This is a genomic window from Emergencia sp. (genome assembly GCF_048465375.1).
Lineage (GTDB): Bacteria > Bacillota > Clostridia > Peptostreptococcales > Anaerovoracaceae > Senimuribacter.
The window spans coordinates 492,412-509,785 of sequence record NZ_DBFWLQ010000002.1; the positions used below are offsets into that span (position 1 = coordinate 492,412).

General features: G+C 47.7%; 20 protein-coding genes. 19 read left to right on the forward strand and 1 reads right to left on the reverse strand.

Translation table 11 applies throughout. The features are described 5' to 3' along the window. Nucleotides 1–91: 91 nt before the first annotated feature. From pylSc to ACMQ5W_RS02780, 8 genes are all read left to right on the forward strand, one after another. Nucleotides 92–934 (forward strand): pyrrolysine--tRNA(Pyl) ligase large subunit, encoded by an 843-nt coding sequence (gene pylSc / locus ACMQ5W_RS02745; protein ID WP_148491491.1) that lies wholly within the window; start codon nucleotides 92–94, stop codon nucleotides 932–934. A gap of 25 nt (nucleotides 935–959) precedes the next feature. After that, a complete protein-coding gene (pylD, locus tag ACMQ5W_RS02750) occupies nucleotides 960–1,772 on the forward strand; it encodes a 3-methylornithyl-N6-L-lysine dehydrogenase PylD (protein ID WP_419023203.1) in 813 nt (270 codons plus the stop codon). A gap of 292 nt (nucleotides 1,773–2,064) precedes the next feature. Further along, the gene (locus ACMQ5W_RS02755) at nucleotides 2,065–2,982 is read left to right on the forward strand and encodes a CobW family GTP-binding protein (RefSeq protein ID WP_419023205.1); all 918 of its coding nucleotides are present in this window, start codon (nucleotides 2,065–2,067) and stop codon (nucleotides 2,980–2,982) included. A gap of 1 nt (nucleotide 2,983) precedes the next feature. Beyond that, nucleotides 2,984–3,310: a pyrrolysine--tRNA(Pyl) ligase small subunit gene (pylSn, locus tag ACMQ5W_RS02760; protein WP_148491494.1), complete on the forward strand. Its 327-nt coding sequence runs from the start codon at nucleotides 2,984–2,986 to the stop codon at nucleotides 3,308–3,310. Nucleotides 3,311–3,325: 15 nt separating this feature from the next. Next, on the forward strand, nucleotides 3,326–3,700 hold the full coding sequence (locus ACMQ5W_RS02765; protein ID WP_148491495.1) for a PadR family transcriptional regulator: 375 nt from the start codon (nucleotides 3,326–3,328) through the stop codon (nucleotides 3,698–3,700). A gap of 77 nt (nucleotides 3,701–3,777) precedes the next feature. Continuing rightward, the gene (locus ACMQ5W_RS02770) at nucleotides 3,778–4,770 is read left to right on the forward strand and encodes a lysine exporter LysO family protein (protein ID WP_419023207.1); all 993 of its coding nucleotides are present in this window, start codon (nucleotides 3,778–3,780) and stop codon (nucleotides 4,768–4,770) included. A 5-nt stretch (nucleotides 4,771–4,775) separates the two neighbouring features. After that, nucleotides 4,776–5,591, forward strand: a complete 816-nt coding sequence (locus ACMQ5W_RS02775; protein WP_419023209.1) for an AAA family ATPase — start codon at nucleotides 4,776–4,778, stop codon at nucleotides 5,589–5,591. A 1-nt stretch (nucleotide 5,592) separates the two neighbouring features. Next, nucleotides 5,593–6,783 carry a vWA domain-containing protein gene (locus tag ACMQ5W_RS02780; RefSeq protein WP_419023211.1) on the forward strand — a complete coding sequence of 397 codons (1,191 nt, stop codon included), beginning with the start codon at nucleotides 5,593–5,595 and terminating at the stop codon, nucleotides 6,781–6,783. 69 nt (nucleotides 6,784–6,852) lie between these two features. Here the strand turns inward: ACMQ5W_RS02780 and lexA are convergent, their stop codons facing one another. Beyond that, nucleotides 6,853–7,503, reverse strand: coding sequence for a transcriptional repressor LexA (lexA, locus tag ACMQ5W_RS02785; protein ID WP_419023213.1), 651 nt, complete (start codon nucleotides 7,501–7,503; stop codon nucleotides 6,853–6,855). 216 nt (nucleotides 7,504–7,719) lie between these two features. On the opposite strand from lexA, the gene ACMQ5W_RS02790 reads away from it, so the two are divergent. From ACMQ5W_RS02790 to ACMQ5W_RS02840, 11 genes are all read left to right on the forward strand, one after another. Next, a complete protein-coding gene (locus tag ACMQ5W_RS02790; protein ID WP_419023215.1) occupies nucleotides 7,720–8,226 on the forward strand; it encodes a Na+/H+ antiporter subunit E in 507 nt (168 codons plus the stop codon). Nucleotides 8,227–8,246: 20 nt separating this feature from the next. After that, entirely contained in the window at nucleotides 8,247–8,519 is a 273-nt protein-coding gene (locus tag ACMQ5W_RS02795; protein WP_148491501.1) for a monovalent cation/H+ antiporter complex subunit F, read from the forward strand. Next, a complete protein-coding gene (gene mnhG / locus ACMQ5W_RS02800; RefSeq protein ID WP_148491502.1) occupies nucleotides 8,509–8,835 on the forward strand; it encodes a monovalent cation/H(+) antiporter subunit G in 327 nt (108 codons plus the stop codon). Before ACMQ5W_RS02795 ends, mnhG begins: the two co-directional genes overlap by 11 nt. Next, the gene (locus tag ACMQ5W_RS02805) at nucleotides 8,816–9,058 is read left to right on the forward strand and encodes a hydrogenase subunit MbhD domain-containing protein (RefSeq protein WP_067537708.1); all 243 of its coding nucleotides are present in this window, start codon (nucleotides 8,816–8,818) and stop codon (nucleotides 9,056–9,058) included. Before mnhG ends, ACMQ5W_RS02805 begins: the two co-directional genes overlap by 20 nt. After that, the gene (gene mbhE, locus ACMQ5W_RS02810) at nucleotides 9,055–9,825 is read left to right on the forward strand and encodes a hydrogen gas-evolving membrane-bound hydrogenase subunit E (protein WP_148491503.1); all 771 of its coding nucleotides are present in this window, start codon (nucleotides 9,055–9,057) and stop codon (nucleotides 9,823–9,825) included. Before ACMQ5W_RS02805 ends, mbhE begins: the two co-directional genes overlap by 4 nt. Further along, nucleotides 9,806–10,189 (forward strand): cation:proton antiporter subunit C, encoded by a 384-nt coding sequence (locus ACMQ5W_RS02815; RefSeq protein ID WP_148491504.1) that lies wholly within the window; start codon nucleotides 9,806–9,808, stop codon nucleotides 10,187–10,189. Before mbhE ends, ACMQ5W_RS02815 begins: the two co-directional genes overlap by 20 nt. Next, on the forward strand, nucleotides 10,186–11,664 hold the full coding sequence (locus ACMQ5W_RS02820) for a complex I subunit 5 family protein (RefSeq protein ID WP_419023217.1): 1,479 nt from the start codon (nucleotides 10,186–10,188) through the stop codon (nucleotides 11,662–11,664). Before ACMQ5W_RS02815 ends, ACMQ5W_RS02820 begins: the two co-directional genes overlap by 4 nt. Beyond that, nucleotides 11,661–13,187 (forward strand): monovalent cation/H+ antiporter subunit D family protein, encoded by a 1,527-nt coding sequence (locus ACMQ5W_RS02825; RefSeq protein WP_419023219.1) that lies wholly within the window; start codon nucleotides 11,661–11,663, stop codon nucleotides 13,185–13,187. The genes ACMQ5W_RS02820 and ACMQ5W_RS02825 overlap by 4 nt, the downstream gene beginning before the upstream one ends. Next, the gene (locus ACMQ5W_RS02830; RefSeq protein ID WP_419023221.1) at nucleotides 13,187–13,348 is read left to right on the forward strand and encodes a hypothetical protein; all 162 of its coding nucleotides are present in this window, start codon (nucleotides 13,187–13,189) and stop codon (nucleotides 13,346–13,348) included. Before ACMQ5W_RS02825 ends, ACMQ5W_RS02830 begins: the two co-directional genes overlap by 1 nt. Continuing rightward, nucleotides 13,341–15,065: a proton-conducting transporter membrane subunit gene (locus tag ACMQ5W_RS02835; RefSeq protein WP_419023223.1), complete on the forward strand. Its 1,725-nt coding sequence runs from the start codon at nucleotides 13,341–13,343 to the stop codon at nucleotides 15,063–15,065. Before ACMQ5W_RS02830 ends, ACMQ5W_RS02835 begins: the two co-directional genes overlap by 8 nt. 1,130 nt (nucleotides 15,066–16,195) lie before the next feature. After that, the gene (locus ACMQ5W_RS02840; RefSeq protein WP_148491508.1) at nucleotides 16,196–17,359 is read left to right on the forward strand and encodes an FIST signal transduction protein; all 1,164 of its coding nucleotides are present in this window, start codon (nucleotides 16,196–16,198) and stop codon (nucleotides 17,357–17,359) included. Nucleotides 17,360–17,374 lie beyond the last annotated feature (15 nt).

Genomic DNA, 17,374 nt, shown 5'->3' on the forward strand with positions numbered 1-17,374 from the left:
AGACCTAAAATTGTTACCATAAAAGTTAGAAATATTATTAGACTGCCAATAGTAGTCATGATACAATACTTACATAGGAGGTGAGACGGAGATGGAAAAGTTTACTGTTACACAGGCTGAGCGAATCGGCGAGCTGAACGGCACTGCAGAAGACATCAATATGGAGTTTGAGACCACAGAAGAGCGGGATCAGACTTTCAGAAAGATGGAAAAAGAGATGGTTCGGGAGAGCCGCAAAAGAATCAAAGAGCTTCTGGATAGCAGACATATCACTCGAAGCGTGGAAGTAGGTAGAACTCTGGAGCAGTGGCTCATGGGCGAAGGCTATACCAAAGTGGTGACGCCGACCATCATCACCCGTGATATGCTGGCGAAAATGACCATCGACGAGTTTCATCACCTTTCAGAACAGGTTTTCTGGCTGGACAAGAAAAGATGTCTGCGCCCGATGTTGGCGCCAAATCTTTACGTCGTAATGAGGGAACTGAAGAGAATTACCAACGAACCAGTAAAAATCTTTGAAATCGGTTCCTGTTTTAGAAAAGAATCTCAAGGTGCACAACACATGAACGAGTTTACTATGCTCAACTGCGTGGAACTTGCCGCCGTTAAGGATGGCGACCAGGTGGAAGAACTGAAGCGTCTCGCTCATGCAGCGATGCAGGCTCTTGGAGTACCGGAAGAAGAATACGAGCTGGTTGTAGAGGATTCTACCGTCTACGGCAGCACAGTGGATATAGAAATCAATGGCATGGAAGTGGCATCCGGCTCTTACGGACCGCATTTCCTGGATGCCCAGTGGGGGGTCTTTGACACCTGGGTCGGTATCGGCTTTGGCATCGAGCGTCTGACCATGGCTCTCAGCAAGAGCAAGACCATCAAACGCTACGGTAAGAGTATCACCTTTATCGACGGGCAGCCACTGAATATTTAACCTTGGAAAGAAAAGAGGGGTTATCATGACACGACTGAAGACGGAATTGGTAGAATATATGATTGATGGCATGACCTCCTACAATCAGGTGCTGAAACAGAAAATCGGCGTTGATCTGGCGGGGTTGGCGATGCGAACCTTTCATATGAGCGAAGCAGACTTTGACCGAGCTAGAAATTGCAACAGAGTTGCAGTCGTTCCCATTACGCAGGGCGAGGGAATCATCGGCAGTTTCAGTGAATCTGTCGCTGCTATCGTTGAATCCATGGGATTTCGTGTGGATGTCATGCCTCATACCGATGTAGACGGTATCTACGACGGATATCAGAGAGGGTGCAATCTCTTCTTCTTTGCAGACGACATCAGATATCTGGCATTGAATACGAAAACAAATAAAGCTTCTGACAACAATTATGCCACAGCACTGGGTTTTATTGAAGTGCTGACGGCTTTGATGGAGAGACACGGCAAGGATATTGCCAAAGAGAAAATTCTCCAGATTGGTCACGGAATTGTCGGCAGAGAAGCTGTTCAAATCCTTAAGCAGCGAGGGGTGGATTTTGATATCTATGACAAGGATCCACAGACTCTAGCCGGACTTTCTCATAAAAAATTAACAGGGAAAGAAGAAATTAAGGATTATAGATATATATTAGACTTTACCAATGAAGGCGGATGGCTGAAAGATGCGTATCTGGCGGATGCGATTCTCTATGCCAGCCCCGGCGTTCCATATTCTATGGACGAAGTGGCAGAAAGCCGCTTTGAGGACAGAGCGGTTCACGATAACCTGGAAATAGGTACGGCCATTATGCTGGGAGAAGCCCTTCAGATTTAAATATACGACGAGTTCCAATCTGGCTGAAGTCAGGGAACTCCGGCATAAACTCTGTCAAGCAAAACGCCAAAGGCTCTTTGGACAGAATATCATGGGGTGCGGATCGTATGGATCACATAGACTCTAAATCTATGCAGCCGGGTGAGACTCCCGGGCACCTCGCCATTCCACCCCAAACTTGTTTGGCTAGGTGGAATGGACAGCGAAAGGAGCAAACCGGATGTAGGTTTGCGACTGGAGGAGTCCGGCTTGCCGGACGTTGCCATTTTTCCTTTTTACAGGAGGTAATCTTATGATTCAGATTGTATTGCTCAGCGGATTTTTAGGCGCCGGCAAGACGACTTTGATGCAGCGCTTGCTGGACACCTATAAGGACCACAAGATTGGCGTCATCATCAATGAATTTGGAGAAATCAATATAGATGCAAAGCTGGTCAGCCGCGACGGCATCGACATCGCAGAGTTGTCCAACGGCTCTATTTTTTGTGCCTGTATCAAAGACAAGTTTGTAGACGGTCTGATTGCCATGGCCAAGACAGATATCGAATATCTCTTTATTGAGGCATCAGGACTGGCGGATCCTTCAAACATGGGGGATATTGTCTCTGGAATCAAAAAAGATACCGGCGATAATTTACTGATCAAAGGTTCCATCTGCGTTGCAGATGGCGTCAGCTTCTTGGAGCTGGCGGACGTGCTCCCAGCCTTGGAACGGCAGGTGAAACACGCCAATGCGGTCATCGTCAACAAGATGGATCTGATTGACGATGAGACTTTTAAGGAAATATCTCAGAAGGTGGCCGAAATCAATCCGGCCGTAAAAATCTATGCTGCGACCCACTGCAACGTAGATATCAAGAACATCGTGGATCATTTTGCCCCGGCTGTCGCTGGCAGTGAGGAAACGACCAACACCTACGAGAGCAGGCCGACGACCTTTATCGTCAGAGCTGACGAACCGGTGGAAAAAGAAAAGCTGATTGCTTTCATCGAATCCATCGCCGATAGCAGCTACAGAATCAAAGGCTTTGCTAAGACCATAGAGGAAGGTACTGTTGGAGTCAGCGGCGTGGTGAACAACTTGATTATAACGCCTTGGGAGACGGAGGAGAACACAGAAATCGTAGTCATTTCTTCTGTCGGAATCAAAATGCTCAGTCTGATTACAGCAAACGCAGAGAAAATTCTGGAAGGAAGGTTCTATATTTAAGATGGCTGATGATAAGAAGCGGTATTATAGAAAAAACGTAGAACTATTTGTTCTGCTGGATAAGATGAAATTATGGCCTGCCAGAAGCGGACTTCTTCATGGCATCAAAACCATTGAAGAACATGGAAAGTATGCAGTCATTACCACCCACTGCGGGAAAACTTTGCGAATTTATAATTCGAGAAATTCCAGAGCTGCCAGGTGGCTTCGGAACAAGTGGGCTGTGAAGCCCTGCAAGCAGTGTCGCGTACCAGAGTGGAAGTTAGAGAAATACTCAAAGACGTTTTTTGATTCCCATTATGGCAGCGATTTGATTCACAAACAGTGATGTGAGGAGAGAAATATGTATATTGATATGGACTGCCCCTGCCAGGGTAAAAATTTAGATAAACTGCTGCAGCCCCTGATTTTGTGCATCTTGGCCAGAGGCGGAGACTTGCACGGTTTTGCAATCATCAAAGAAATCGCCAAAGTTCCTCGATTTGAAGATAAGGTGCCAGATGCCACCGGTGTATACAGATATCTGAAAAAGATGGAAGGATCAGGATTGCTGACTTCCAAATGGGAACTGGACGAGGAAGACGACGCTGGAAAACCGAAAAGAGTATTCAGCATCACCCCGCAAGGGAAAGGCTGTCTGGCCAATTGGTCCCTGGCTTTAGTAGATTATGAAAATTATATTCACCAATTAGTGGAAATGATTAACGAATCAGTGTAAAATAAAAATATTGGACATGAAACCTGAGCGGATACAGATGTGTCCGCTTACTTTTTTAATTGAAGGGAAGTGAGAATTTGGCTTACATCGCTTTGTATTGGAGCGCCATGGTAATCGGATATTATATCGGCAGTAAGAAACGTGACCAGGGAGAGAGATTTCTAAAACTCACCGATGTAATCATGATGGCGTCTGTTTCTTTGCTGGTGTTTCTGATGGGAATTCGTATGGGTTCCAACGAAGAAGTCATCCGCAATCTGGGCACCATCGGCCTGCAGGCACTTTTGGCAACCGTGCTTTTGATGGCAGGGGCAGTGTTGTCTGTGACTGTGACGCGCAAGCTGCTGCACATCGATAAGTGGGGCAGATTGGAAGGCCATGTCGCATGTAAAGAATCGGAAGAACTGGAACAGTACGAGAAGCAGGAAGAAGAGGAAGCGAAATCATCGAATCTGATGACCTGGCTGATCCTGATCTTCGTCGTCCTGGGTATTTTTGTAGGGTACTTTCTTGTGCGGGTGTACATCCCAGATGTAGACGGATTCAACGAAAAAGCCGGCAATATCATGACAGCGGGACTGACCCTGCTGCTGGGCGTGATCGGCTTTCAGATGGGACTTGCGGGTACAGTTGTCGAGCAGCTGAAGCTGATTGGCTTCCGAGTGCTGATCTTCCCTGTTTCTGTGCTGATCGGCACCGCCGTGATGGGAGTGCTGATCAGTCTGCTTCTGCCGCTGACACTGCGAGAGAGTCTGGCTGTCAGCTTCGGTTTCGGCTGGTATACGTTCGCGCCTGTGGCAATTTCCAACGCGGGCCATGTCATCGCCAGCGCAGTTTCTTTTATGCACAACGTATTTCGCGAGATGGGCGGCATCGTATTGATTCCGCTTCTTGCCAAAAAAATCGGTTATATCGAGGTGACTAGTCTGCCAGGCGTTGCAGCCATGGATATCGGATTGACTTTGGTGGAGAAGGCCACACGGCCCGACATTATCGTCTATTCTTTCGCTATCGGGATGTCACAGAGTCTGCTGGTACCTCTTTTAGTACCACTAGTAATAGGAGCGTAACACATATGAAAAGATTTACAGGCAGCGGCGATTATGTCGCATCAAAAGAGTTAATGAACGCGGTCAACGTAGCCATCGCCTTAGAGAAACCTTTGCTGATCAAAGGGGAGCCGGGCACCGGCAAGACGATGCTGGCGGAGGCCATCGCTGATGCACTGCAGATGAATTTGATTATCTGGGGTATCAAATCAACAACAAAGGCACAGGAAGGCCTGTACGTTTATGATACAGTGCAGAGACTTTACGACAGCCAGTTCGCAGAGGGTGACGTTTCTGATATTAAACGATATATCAAATTGGGCAAGCTAGGCGAAGCTTTTACCTCGCAGGAACAGGTGGTCCTGCTCATCGACGAGATCGATAAGGCGGATTTGGAGTTTCCCAACGATTTGCTCTGGGAATTGGACAAAATGGAATTCTATATCAATGAAACGAAGGAAACCGTCAAAACGAAACATCGTCCGATTGTCATCATCACCTCCAATGCGGAAAAGGAACTGCCAGATGCATTTTTGCGCCGCTGTATCTTCCATTATATCGAGTTCCCTGACCGGGAGAAGATGGAAGACATCATCAAAGTCCACTACGGAGAGATTGAGAAAAAATTGGCAGCTGCTGCCATGAACGCTTTTTATGCGATCAGAGGGATGCGCCAGATTCAAAAAAAACCTAGCACGTCAGAACTTCTCGACTGGATTCAGGCGCTGCGTATCAGCGGTGTGGATGTGAAGAAGATTGAGGAACAGATTCCCTATATCGGTGTTCTGCTCAAGAAAAACCAGGACATCGATACAGTCAGAGAATATCGTCGAGGAATGTAATATGTTTATTGATTTCTTTTACCTGCTGAGGGGCAAAGGCCTTTCTATTTCATTGGATGAATGGCTCTGCCTGATAGAGGCACTGGACAAGGGCCTGGCCATGAATTCTCTGATGGAATTTTATTACCTCTGCAGAAATGTCCTGGTCAAGACGGAAAGTGATTACGACAAGTTTGACATGGCCTTTGCTGAATACTTCCAGGGAATCCAGTCTGCAGATGACATACCCGAAGAGCTTTGGAACTGGCTCAATGCCGATGAGCTGGAACGGGATATTGACGACAGGCCGGCCTGGGCCAAGGAGTACGACTTGGCGGAACTGATGCAGATGTTCAGGGAACGTTTGGCAGAGCAGACGGAGAAGCACGATGGCGGAAATTATTGGATCGGTACGGGCGGAACGTCTGCCATGGGTCACGGCGGATACAATCCGGCCGGCATCAGAGTGGGCGGTAATGGACGGCACCAGTCAGCAATCAAGGTGGCTGGCGAGCGAAACTTTAAGGATTTTCGCCAGGATACGGCCCTGGATACCCGCCAGTTTCAGATGGCATTCCGCAAGCTGCGGCAGTTTTCGACACGGGTAGAGACTGAGAAGACGGAGCTGGATATCGAGGGAACCATCGATGCCACCTGCAACAATGCCGGCATGCTGAAGCTGGTCTATGAGAAGCCCCGCAAGAATACTGTGAAGCTGCTTTTGCTAATCGACTCTGACGGATCAATGGCACCTTACAGCAGCCTCTGCAACCAGCTTTTCCAGGCAGTGCATCAGTCCACTCATTTGAAGGATCTGAAGACTTATTACTTCCACAACTGCATCTATGATTATCTGTTCACAGGACCTGCGTGCAGAAGAGGGGACTGGACCCCGACCGATTGGATCTTTGGCAATCTGGACAGCGAATACAGGGTGATCTTCGTGGGGGATGGAGCCATGTCGCCCTATGAGTTGTTAGCTGTCGGCGGCAATCAGGACTGGTATGCTTATAACGAAGAACCAGGCGCAGCCTGGCTTCACAAATTTAGACAGAGATATAAGAAATGCATCTGGCTCAACCCGATCAAAGAAGGGCGCTGGGACTGGACCTACGGCAGTCGAACCATCAATATGATCAGAGAGATCTTTCCGATGTTCGAGCTGACCTTAGACGGTTTGGACAAAGGAATTCAGAAGCTTTTGGTACGATAAGAACAAACTGAAACAGCTGCTTCGCTGACGGAAAAATCCGCAGCTGGGCAGCTGTTATTTACTGTACATTTAGCTGAAATAGCGGAACACACCTTTGACCTTGCCCAGGACTTTGACGTCCTTGACAATGATCGGACTCATGGTATCGTTCTCCGGCTGCAGTCTGATGTGACCGCCTTCGTTGTAAAAGGTCTTGACTGTGGCTTCGCTCTCAAAGCCGTCGATCATGGCTACGACAATTTCTCCATTGCGGGCTGTGTTCTGTTGTTCCACCAGAATGAGGTCGCCGTCCATAATGCCGACATTGATCATACTCTCTCCGCGAACGCGCAGCATAAAGTTGTTTCCGGCGGCATAACGGGCCGGCACCGGGAACGTATCTTCTACGTTCTGCTCCGCTAGGATCGGCGTTCCGGCAGCGACACGGCCGACGATAGGGATGTCGATAATGTCTTCTCTCTCTGCTGCATCTGCAGAAGCTGTCTCTGCGGGTATGGACTCTTCCTCCATATCCACCACCATCAATGCTCTCGGTTTGGATGGGTCCTTCTTGAGATAACCCTGTTTGACCAAACTCTCGATGTCCTTGTGCGCGGTGGATGTGGATTTGATGCCGATTGCTGTGCAGATCTCTCTGACGGTTGGAGGATAACCCTTGGTTTTGATCTCGTTCTTCATAAATGTCAATATTTTCTGTTCGCGTTCTTTTAAGTTAGCCATATCCTGTCGCTCCTCCTAATTTACCTCAATATTGTAATCGGTCTCTGTTCGTAGTATATCATAAGGCGAACAAAAAGTAAACGTTTGTTCACGAAATATACATGCCCTCCCTTTGAATTCTAAAAATTGACATAATTGGTTGATAAAAAATTGACAGAGCTTTCCTTGATAATGTATAATTATAGATAGAAATTATAATTGGGGGAGTTTTCGAATATGTTCAAAAATTGGCTGAAGACGACAATTTTACTATATGTGCTGTGGTTCATTTTATCTGGGCGGACAGAATCAAAATTCCTCATGTTAGGATTGATTTCTTCAATGGTCATCGCTTCGTTGTGCCAGCCTATGCTGTACATCGAGAACAGACTTGAGAACCGAAAACATTTTATTTTGGATTTGCATTATATCAAGTTTATCGGTTATTGGATTTGGCTTCTGGGCGAAATCGTAAAATCCAGCCTCTCTGTCTGCCGACTGATTATCAAGAAAAAAATCGAAATCGATCCGCAAGTCATTCAATTTCAATGTCATTTCAAGAACCCCATTGCAACGACCCTTTTTGTCAATTCTATCATACTGACGCCTAGCACTGTCACAGTCAATGTAGATCCTAATAACGTATTTACAGTCCATGCACTTACGGTGGAAGCTGCGGAAGACCTTCTCGGAGGAGAGATGCAGCGGCGGATTGCAAAGGTATTCGACGAGTTTAACTCATAAGTAGATATGGAGTGAATTTTATGAATCTAGTTTTTAAAATCTTGATGTACGGTACTATTTTTATCATCGGAGTCATGCTTTTTCGCGTGTTTCGCGGACCGTCAGTATTTGACCGACTCAACGGTATGTTTGTCATCGGTTTAGATGTCATCGTAGTCCTTCTTTTGGTCGGCTATACAGATGGCCGGCAGGACATGTATATCGATATCGCAATCTCCTATGGAGTATTGGGATTCATCACATCCGTTATTGTGGCCAAGTTCATAGGGGGGAAGGGGAGTCATGATGATTAGAGAAGTTATTACGGCCATTCTGCTGATTCTCGGTTTTATTTTTTTAGTCTTTTCTGCTCTTGGCGTCATGCGCCTGCCCGATTTCTATACGAGACTCCACTCTTCTGGAATTGGAGAAACCTTGGGCATCGTACTGATCGGCCTGGGCTTGATTATTTATGAGGGATTCAATATATTGTCGGCGAAGATTCTGCTGATTATGGTATCCATTTTCCTGGTAAATCCGGTGGGGACCCATCTGATCGGAAAAGCCGCCATGGAGTCGGGATACAAACCTTGGGAGGAGGAACACAAAGATGCAAGCATTTCTGATTGAAGCAATTCTGCTGTTATTTCTGATTGCGATTACCATCGTCATCATTTTGAACAAAGACCTACTGGCGTCTGTCATCATTTACTGCGTGTTCAGCTTTTGCACCATGCTCCTTTACATCATGATGGGAGCACCGGACGTAGCCTTTACGGAAGCTGTCATCGGCGTCATTTCGACAATTTATTTTGTGATAGCAATTCGGACGACGGACAGGTGGTGTAAATGATGAAGGGCAACAAGAAAAAAGTTGCAGGCATGATGATGCTGGTCTTTATCGTCATCATCTGCTGGGGGCTGATTGACCTTCTGCCGACCATCGGCGATCCGCATTCAGCACCAAATACGCATATTTCCAAAGTCTTTATCGAAGAAGGCCCGGAGCAGACTGACGCGGCAAATCTAGTTACTGGCGTACTGGCGGATTATCGAGGCTTCGATACATTCTTGGAGACGACAGTGATGTACCTGGCAGGCTTTGCTGTCGCCATGGTGCTTTCTAACTGGCTGCGAAAGCACTGGAACGCGGATATTTTTCGCGCTACAGAGTCCTTTGGCGGTATTGACGTCAAGGTGACGATGCCTTTTATCATTCTTTTTCTGCTGCTCTATGCTGCCTACGTGCTTTTCCATGGAGAAGTCAGCTTGGGAGGCGGATTTCAGGCGGGCGCGCTCATTGCCTTAGCCTTTATTCTATACACGCTGATAGGAAACCTGGAACTGAATACCGTGATGCTGACGCAGCACTTTGCTGTCTGTGTGGGCGGTGTCGGTGTTATGATCTATGGTATGACCGGGCTCTTACCGCTGTTCTACGGCGGAAAATTTCTGGAATACTCTAAATTGCCGTTTTACGTAGAGGAGACAGCGCAGCTGCACTCCATCGGAATTATCTTTATCGAGACAGGCGTTACCATCTGCGTGATGGCGACGATTATTACAATCCTGGAAGCCGTATTAGAAAGGAACAGCTTATATGATGACAGAAATAAATGATTTTCTTGCCGAAAAAGGGATATACATGCTGACCGTCATCCTTTTCTTTCTAGGAATGTTCGGTATGGCGACTTGTGGGAATTACATGAAAAAACTGATGTGTATGAATATCATGCAGATCGCAGTCATATTTTTCTTTTTATGCCTCGGGCAAAAGAGCGGCGGAACGATTCCCGTTACCATAGCGGGCCTCTTAAATTCTGACGATTACATCAACCCGCTGCCTCATGCATTGATGCTGACGGCCATCGTGGTCAGCCTGGGCACTACTGGATTGGGACTTGCACTGCTGATGCGGGTCAAAGACAAGTATGGCAGTATTGAAGAAGAGGTGGTTATCAAAAAGGGGGATAAAGAGAAATGATGGAGAATCTCCCTGTTTTGATCGTAATATGTCCGCTGATGGGGGCGATGTTGTGTCCGATTATCTGCTATTTCAACCGAAACGTTGGAAAATGGCTGACATCTGCTGCCATGACGGCATCACTGATCATGTCTGTGATGCAGCTGGCACGGATTATGAAATATGGCGAAATCCATTATTGGTTTGGAAACTGGAAACCGCCTTATGGTATTGAATTTGCGCTGGATTCCCTCAATGGGGTCATCGTCGTGCTGATCTGCGTCATGGGTCTGATCAGCACCATTTACAGCATGCCTTTCTTTGACGGCTTCAGCCGCTTTAAGACCGCTGGCTATTATTCTATCCTGTCTCTGCTGGTTACAGGTCTGCTTGGCATGTCTTCTACAGGTGATGTTTTTAACTTATATGTTTTTTTGGAAATCACATCTTTATCTGGTTATACTCTGATTGCCATGGGCGGAGACAAAGGTGCCTTGTCAGCTTTTCGTTACTTGCTGATTGGAACCATCGGCGCGTCTTTCTACCTATTGGGGGTAGCCTTTATTTATGGCGAAACTGGTACGCTGAACATGGCCGATATGGCAGGACTTGTCGGACCCGTCCTGGGATCGGGCACTACCATGGTAGCGATGGTGTTCTTTGTAGTCGGATTCGGCATCAAAATGGCGCTTTTCCCCCTTCACGGATGGCAGCCTGCTGCTTATACCAATGCCCATCCTGGGGCAGCCCCTGTCATTGCAGGCATTATGGGAAAAGTTCCTGCCTACGCCATGCTGCGATTCTTCTATTTCGTCTTCAATGCCAACAAAGAACTGGTGGGCGATTTTATGCTGGTGATCGGTACTATGGCAGCTGCAGGTATGATTTACGGGTCCATCAAAGCGCTGCAGCAAAAGGATATGCGAAGCATGCTGGCCTATTCCAGCATCGCCCAGATGGGTTACATCGGCATCGGTATCGCTATGGGAGACCTCTATGGTTTGATTGGTGCTGTATTACATATCATCGTCCATTCTTTCATGAAGGGCGGCCTTTTCTTTTGTGTCGGCGCGATTCAGTATAAATATGGAGCCACGCGCCTGGGTCAATTGGGACAGCTGCACAAGCAGATGCCAAAGACAGTGGCTGTCATGGTTCTCTGCTCCCTGTCTATGGTGGGCATACCGCCTCTGGCAGGCTTTTTCAGTAAATGGGATCTGGCCATCGGAGCTGCCACAGCGGGAGAGTACATCTATATCGCTGTACTCGTTGTCAGCAGCTTGCTCAATGCCATCTACTTTTTCAGAATGTTTGAGCATATCTTCATGGACGCTGAACCGGCTCGGGAAGAAATACACCCTGAATTAAAGGGAGAACTGCCTTGGCGCATGATGCTTCCCATTATTATCTGCGGTGTCGGCGTCGTCGTACTGGGCGTCTGCAATGTCTGGTTCGTTAATGTGCTTTCATCAGTGATTATGGGGGTGACGCAATGATACAAACTGTTTTAGACTATCGACCTGTTATTGCAGTCTTTATCTCCATGGCAGCGGCAGGCTTGATCTTGATCAGGGGGAATAAAATCAAAGCAAACAGACGGGAGGCCATTACTTTTGGCGCAGCTATCATCAAGGCGCTCTGTGTTTTTTCCATGGTACCGCAAGTATTAGGCGGTCAGGATTTTGACATTGTTCTCTTAGAAATCGCCGGCGGAATCAGTCTGGAGTTCAAAGTGGACAGCGCGGGGCTGGTTTTCGGCTGTGTCGCTTCGGGCCTTTGGATCCTCACATCTGTTTATTCCATCGGCTATATGAGAGGGCATAAAGAAAAAAACCAGACGGGTTATTTTGCGGCTTTTGCCATGTGCCTCAGCGGCGCAATCGGCATCTGTTTTGCTGCCAACCTGCTGACCTTCTTCATATTTTACGAAATTCTTACTGTGGCGACTTATCCTCTGGTCGTTCATTACAGAGACAAGAAAGGAAAGCTGTCGGGAAGGAAATATTTGATTTATACCCTCAGCAGCGGACAGCTGTTCCTGGCCGGAATCGTGTTTTTATACGTATCGTGCGGTACCTTGGATTTTCAGCCGGGAGGTTTTGTAGGGCATTCTCTCTCCAAAGGGATGACGGCGCTGGCTTTTTTCCTGGTAATTGTCGGCGGAGTCGTCAAAGCTGGGGTGATGCCGTTACATAGCTGGCTGCCTGCAGCCATGGTAGCACCGACGCCGGTCAGTGCGCTGCTTCACGCAGTGGCAGTCGTCAAAGCTGGCGCGTTCTGCGTAATCAGAATCGTTGGTTATACCTTTGGCCCTGAGATCTGCAGCTGGAGCGGAGCAACGGATGTCCTTGCATGGATTGCAGTATGTACGATATTGCTTTCCTCGCTGATTGCCATACAGAAGGATAACCTGAAGGCCAGGCTGGCCTATTCCACGGTCGGACAGCTATCTTATATCGTACTGGGCGTGTGCATTTTGACGCCGGCCAGTATGGCGGGTGCCATGTATCATATCGTTGCTCATGCATTTATGAAAATCACCTTGTTCATGTGTGCGGGTGCAATCTTTGTGACGACGCACAAGGCTGAAATCAGCGATATGAGGGGAATCGGCAGGCGCATGCCATTGACGATGGCTGCTTTTACCGTAGCGTCCATTGGAATTGCAGGGATGCCTTTTATGGTCGGCTTTGTCAGCAAGATGAGCATCATAGAGGGAGCGGCACAGATCGGACAGCCATTTTTTATCGTAACATTGATAGCCAGCGCTTTGCTCAGCCTCACTTATTTGATTCCTGTGTGTTATATCGCATTTTCGAAACGAAATATCAATGCCGATTTTCTGGATTACCCGGCAGGACCAGTGCTGCAAGGAGAAGCGAACAAAGCGATGCTGATTCCGCTGCTCCTGACAGCATGTATTTCTATCCTATTAGGAATCATGCCAAATGCTGGTCCGCATCTTCTGCAGCTGGCAGAGAACGCCGCCCAGTCGATCTTTCAAGGGGGTGGAATGTAATGATGCTGATGTTTATCAAATACGCCGCCATCGGCTTTGGGGCAGGTTTTATACTGATTGTCCTGTCAAAGGTTATTTTGGCGGCCATTTTGCAGAGAAAACCTGATTATTATGATGACCAATATGATCAGTTTGATCAAGGGGGTGAAGAGAATGGCTGATTTTCATCCGGGACTGATTTTAATTGTGACGGGTTTCCTGGCGCTGCTCTTACCTGAGAAGCTTAGAAAATGGATTGCGGCGGCAGGACCTTTTGTGGCGCTTGCTGCTATGCTCGGCCTGGACACAGATGCCTCTCTGACCTATCGTTTTACAGGATCCATCACCATGGATTTATTGCATGTAGATACCCTGGCCTGGGCTTTTGGGATGATTTTCTGTGTTATCGCGTGTATTATCGGCATCTACTCTTTTGATGCTAAGGACGGGAGGGAGAAGTGTGCTTCTCTCGTTTACGCAGGCAGCGGTATCGCCGTGGTTTTTGCAGGCGATTGGATTTCTTTGATTTGTTTCTGGGAAGTCATGGCTGTTTCCTCTGCTTATTTGGTTTGGGCTGGCAGAACACACAAGGCAAGAAGGGCGTCTTATCGCTATCTGGCCATGCATTTTTTTGGCGGCAATATGCTCCTCGGCGGTGCAATTGCAATCTGTGTGCAGAACGGACTGCAGATAGAGATGCTGACAGGCAGTGGTGGCTGGGCCTATTGGTTTGTTTTTATCGGTTTAGCTGTCAACGGCGCAATACCGCCTCTCCATACATGGGCGCCAGATGCCTACCCGGAAGCGACTTCGGCAGGTACGGTATACATGGGATCTTTTACTACGAAGGTGGCCATCTACGCCATGATCAGGCTTTTTGCAGGAACAGAGTGGCTGGTCTTTGTGGGAGCAGTCATGGCAGTCTTCGCTGCCTGCATGGCTTTGATGGAGAATGACATCAAAAGGCTTCTATCTTATCACATTGTCAGCCAGTTGGGCATGATGGTAGCGGCACTGGGTACTGGCAGCGCAGCAGGTGTCGACGGAGCGACGTTACACGCTATTTTTAATATTTTATACAAAGGGGTACTGCTCATGGGTGCAGGCGCGATTGTTAACGCGACTGGAACGCGGAAAATCAGCGAACTGGGAGGCCTTTATAAAAAAATGCCCCTTGTGGCGGCCTGCTTTTTCATCGCTTCGCTTTCTATCGCAGGAGTTCCATTCTTCAGTGGTTTTGCCAGTAAAGCCCTGATTACAGAAGCGCTTCACGCCGGACATTTCACCATTTCTTATTGGCTGGTGACCCTAGCCGGTGTCGGAACATGGCTTTCGATCACCCTGAAGATCAACTACTTTGTATTTCTCAGAAAACCGAAAGCAGAGATGGCTGTGCAGCCAGTACCTGCATATATGAAGGCGGCTATGGTCATGGGAACGCTGCTCTGTATTGTGACTGGTTTATTTCCGTCCTATTGTTACGAGTTGATGCCGAATGCAACCATGGCTCATCCTTTCAGTGCGGAGCACATTGTAGAATATGTTGCGCTTTTCATCGGTGCAACGATTCCCTTTGCCCGTTATATCAAGAAGATGGAACCTCACGATGTGATTACTTTGGATTTTGACTGGATCTATCGGGTCACGCTGGTAGATTTACTGTCTGGACTATCTAAATGGGTCTATCGCATTTTCGCCAGATTTGAGCATACTTACTACAGTTTTGAACGAATCATCAAAACCATCCTGCGCAATCCGAGCAAAGTGTTCAGCGGGTTGGAACTGGATGAGGCGAATGTGGAAGAGCATTTTGAGGAACAACGCCCGGTGGGCGAGTTCATGCAGACCTTTATTGTATTCTGCGTTATCGCCTTCTTGGTATTGCTGATTATAGAATGACAAGTGCTATTGACAGCCCTCTTTCAAAGCCCCAGGCGCATCTGTTCGATTCGATGCAGCCTGGGGTGTTTTAATTTTTGTTTCTGAGTTGTCCGCAGTCCGCAACTGCTATCGCCTGTTCTAAATGTCTGCCACTTTTTTTCTGAGCACGCCGATTGCGGACTCTTTAAGCTCCAAAACAGCCTTCCACAGTCCGCAACTGCTATCGCTTGTTCTAAATGTCTGCCACTTTTTTTCTGAGCACACTAATTGCGGACTCTTTAAGTCCCAAAACAGCCATCCGCAGTCCGCAACTGCTATCGCCTATTCTAAATGTCTGCCACTTTTTTTCTGAGCACGCCAATTGCGGACTCTTTAAGCTCCAAAACAGCCTTCCACAGTCCGCAGATGGCGGGGCTGCATAGGAATGTCTGGAACATTTTGCCTGGCGGAGCAGATTGCGGACTGTAAAGCAGGTAAAATCCAGTTTGGCAGTCTGTAACTGCACTGCTCCTTAAGAAATGTTCCGCACTTTTTTTCTGGACATCTCTATTGTGGACTACGAGACGCATTGAACACCAATCTGCAAGGAAGATTTTGAAATTCCACGGAACTTCTCAGCCTCGAAAACCCTTGAAAAAACATAGCGAATTTTGATTGTTCCGCATTATGAAACCGTAGGTTCTCATTGTAGAACGAGCCTTATTGACGAGCAGAAAATTCTGAATTATGATACAACCATAAGATAACGGAGCAAAATCTATGCGACTGGATTCAACCAATCGAGTTTCGCCCATGGCTTGCTCTCTTGGGGATCGGCCGTCAAGTGCCACGCACTAAAGTGCTGCACTTTTGACCGGGGACCTACCAACGATTTTGCTTCACAAAATCGGGTTAGGTCTCCCAAAGCATGAGGTCTGCCTAGCCAAATCGACAGTAAAACTCACCAAATCAAAGATTTGGGTGTTTCTTGCATGAGACCTGCCACCAGTTTGCTGTGCAAACTGGGCTAGGGCTTCAAGATTTGGGGCAGAACCATTATACGACTAGCGTCTAGCCGCTCGCTGACGCTTGCGGGACGCTAAAGCATAAGGAGTTCCCAGCAATTTGTTTCACAAATTGGGGCAACTCCATTAAGGAGGTAAGGTGAGATGTTAAAAGCACAGACAGGAACAAGCACGAACAGGAATGCGGCATTAGCTGCCAAAGAGGCTGTAGAGAAGGTAAAAGAAGTAGATAATGCGAAGATGGCTTTCGTATACAGCGGCGTACAATATGACCAGAAGGCTTTGCTAAATGCAATTGCAGAGGAACTACCAGGAGTACCGCTGGTAGGGAACACATCCTTTACAGGTGTAATCACACAGGAGGGTTTTGTTTCCGGTGACGAGGGCTTTGTGGGCGTCATGGCTATGGGGGATGAAGATATGACCGTTGGCGTTTATGGCATGGCTAAAGAGGGAAGTGCCAGAGACACCGGCAAGAAAGTTGCAGAAGAAGCTTTGAAGAGAGCCGGAAAAACCACTGCACCAGATTACTTCTACATGACAGCGCCTCCGGGTGAAGAAGAATTTTATCTCAAAGGTATTACTGAAGTCATCGGCAGAGTGCCGTTCTTTGGCGGCAGTGCAGCAGATAACGCCATCGCAGGAGAATGGATGCTCTATACAGACGAGATGATTACTGCAGATGGTGTGGCGGTTGCTTTCTTCTACACAGGAAAATGCTTCGCCAATGAATACACAGGTGCATATAAAGAGACTGACAAAGTAGGCATTATCACAAAAGTGATCGATCATAGAACTTTAGCTGAAATTGACGGTGTACCCGCGTTGAAGAAATATCAGGAGTGGACTGGCGCATCTGATGAAGACGTGGCAGGCGGTAACTTGTTGGCATACGCCATCACTGCCCCTCTCGGCGTCAAAGACCCACTGGGCGACGTTATCGCGATCAGGCACCCGATGAACGGCAATGACGACGGCTCCATGGCCATCGGCAACAACTTAGCAGAAAATACTGCCGTGATTCTGATGGAAGGTTCCGTAGATGAACTGATTGAATCAACAGGGACAACGGTTGAGGCGGTCAAAGCAAAGCTGGGGAAGGCTCCGGCAGCATTCCATCTGGTACACTGCGGCGGCAGAAGAGCTGGCATCGGCGATCGAATTGACGAAGTTGCGAAGGCTTTGAAAGAGGCGGCAGGCGACGTACCGTTCATGACAGAATTCACCTTCGGCGAGTACGGATATGAAGACGACAGCAAGAACACCTGTGGAGGTTTAATGCTATCCTTCACGGCATTTGGTAAATAAATAGATGAAAGGGGA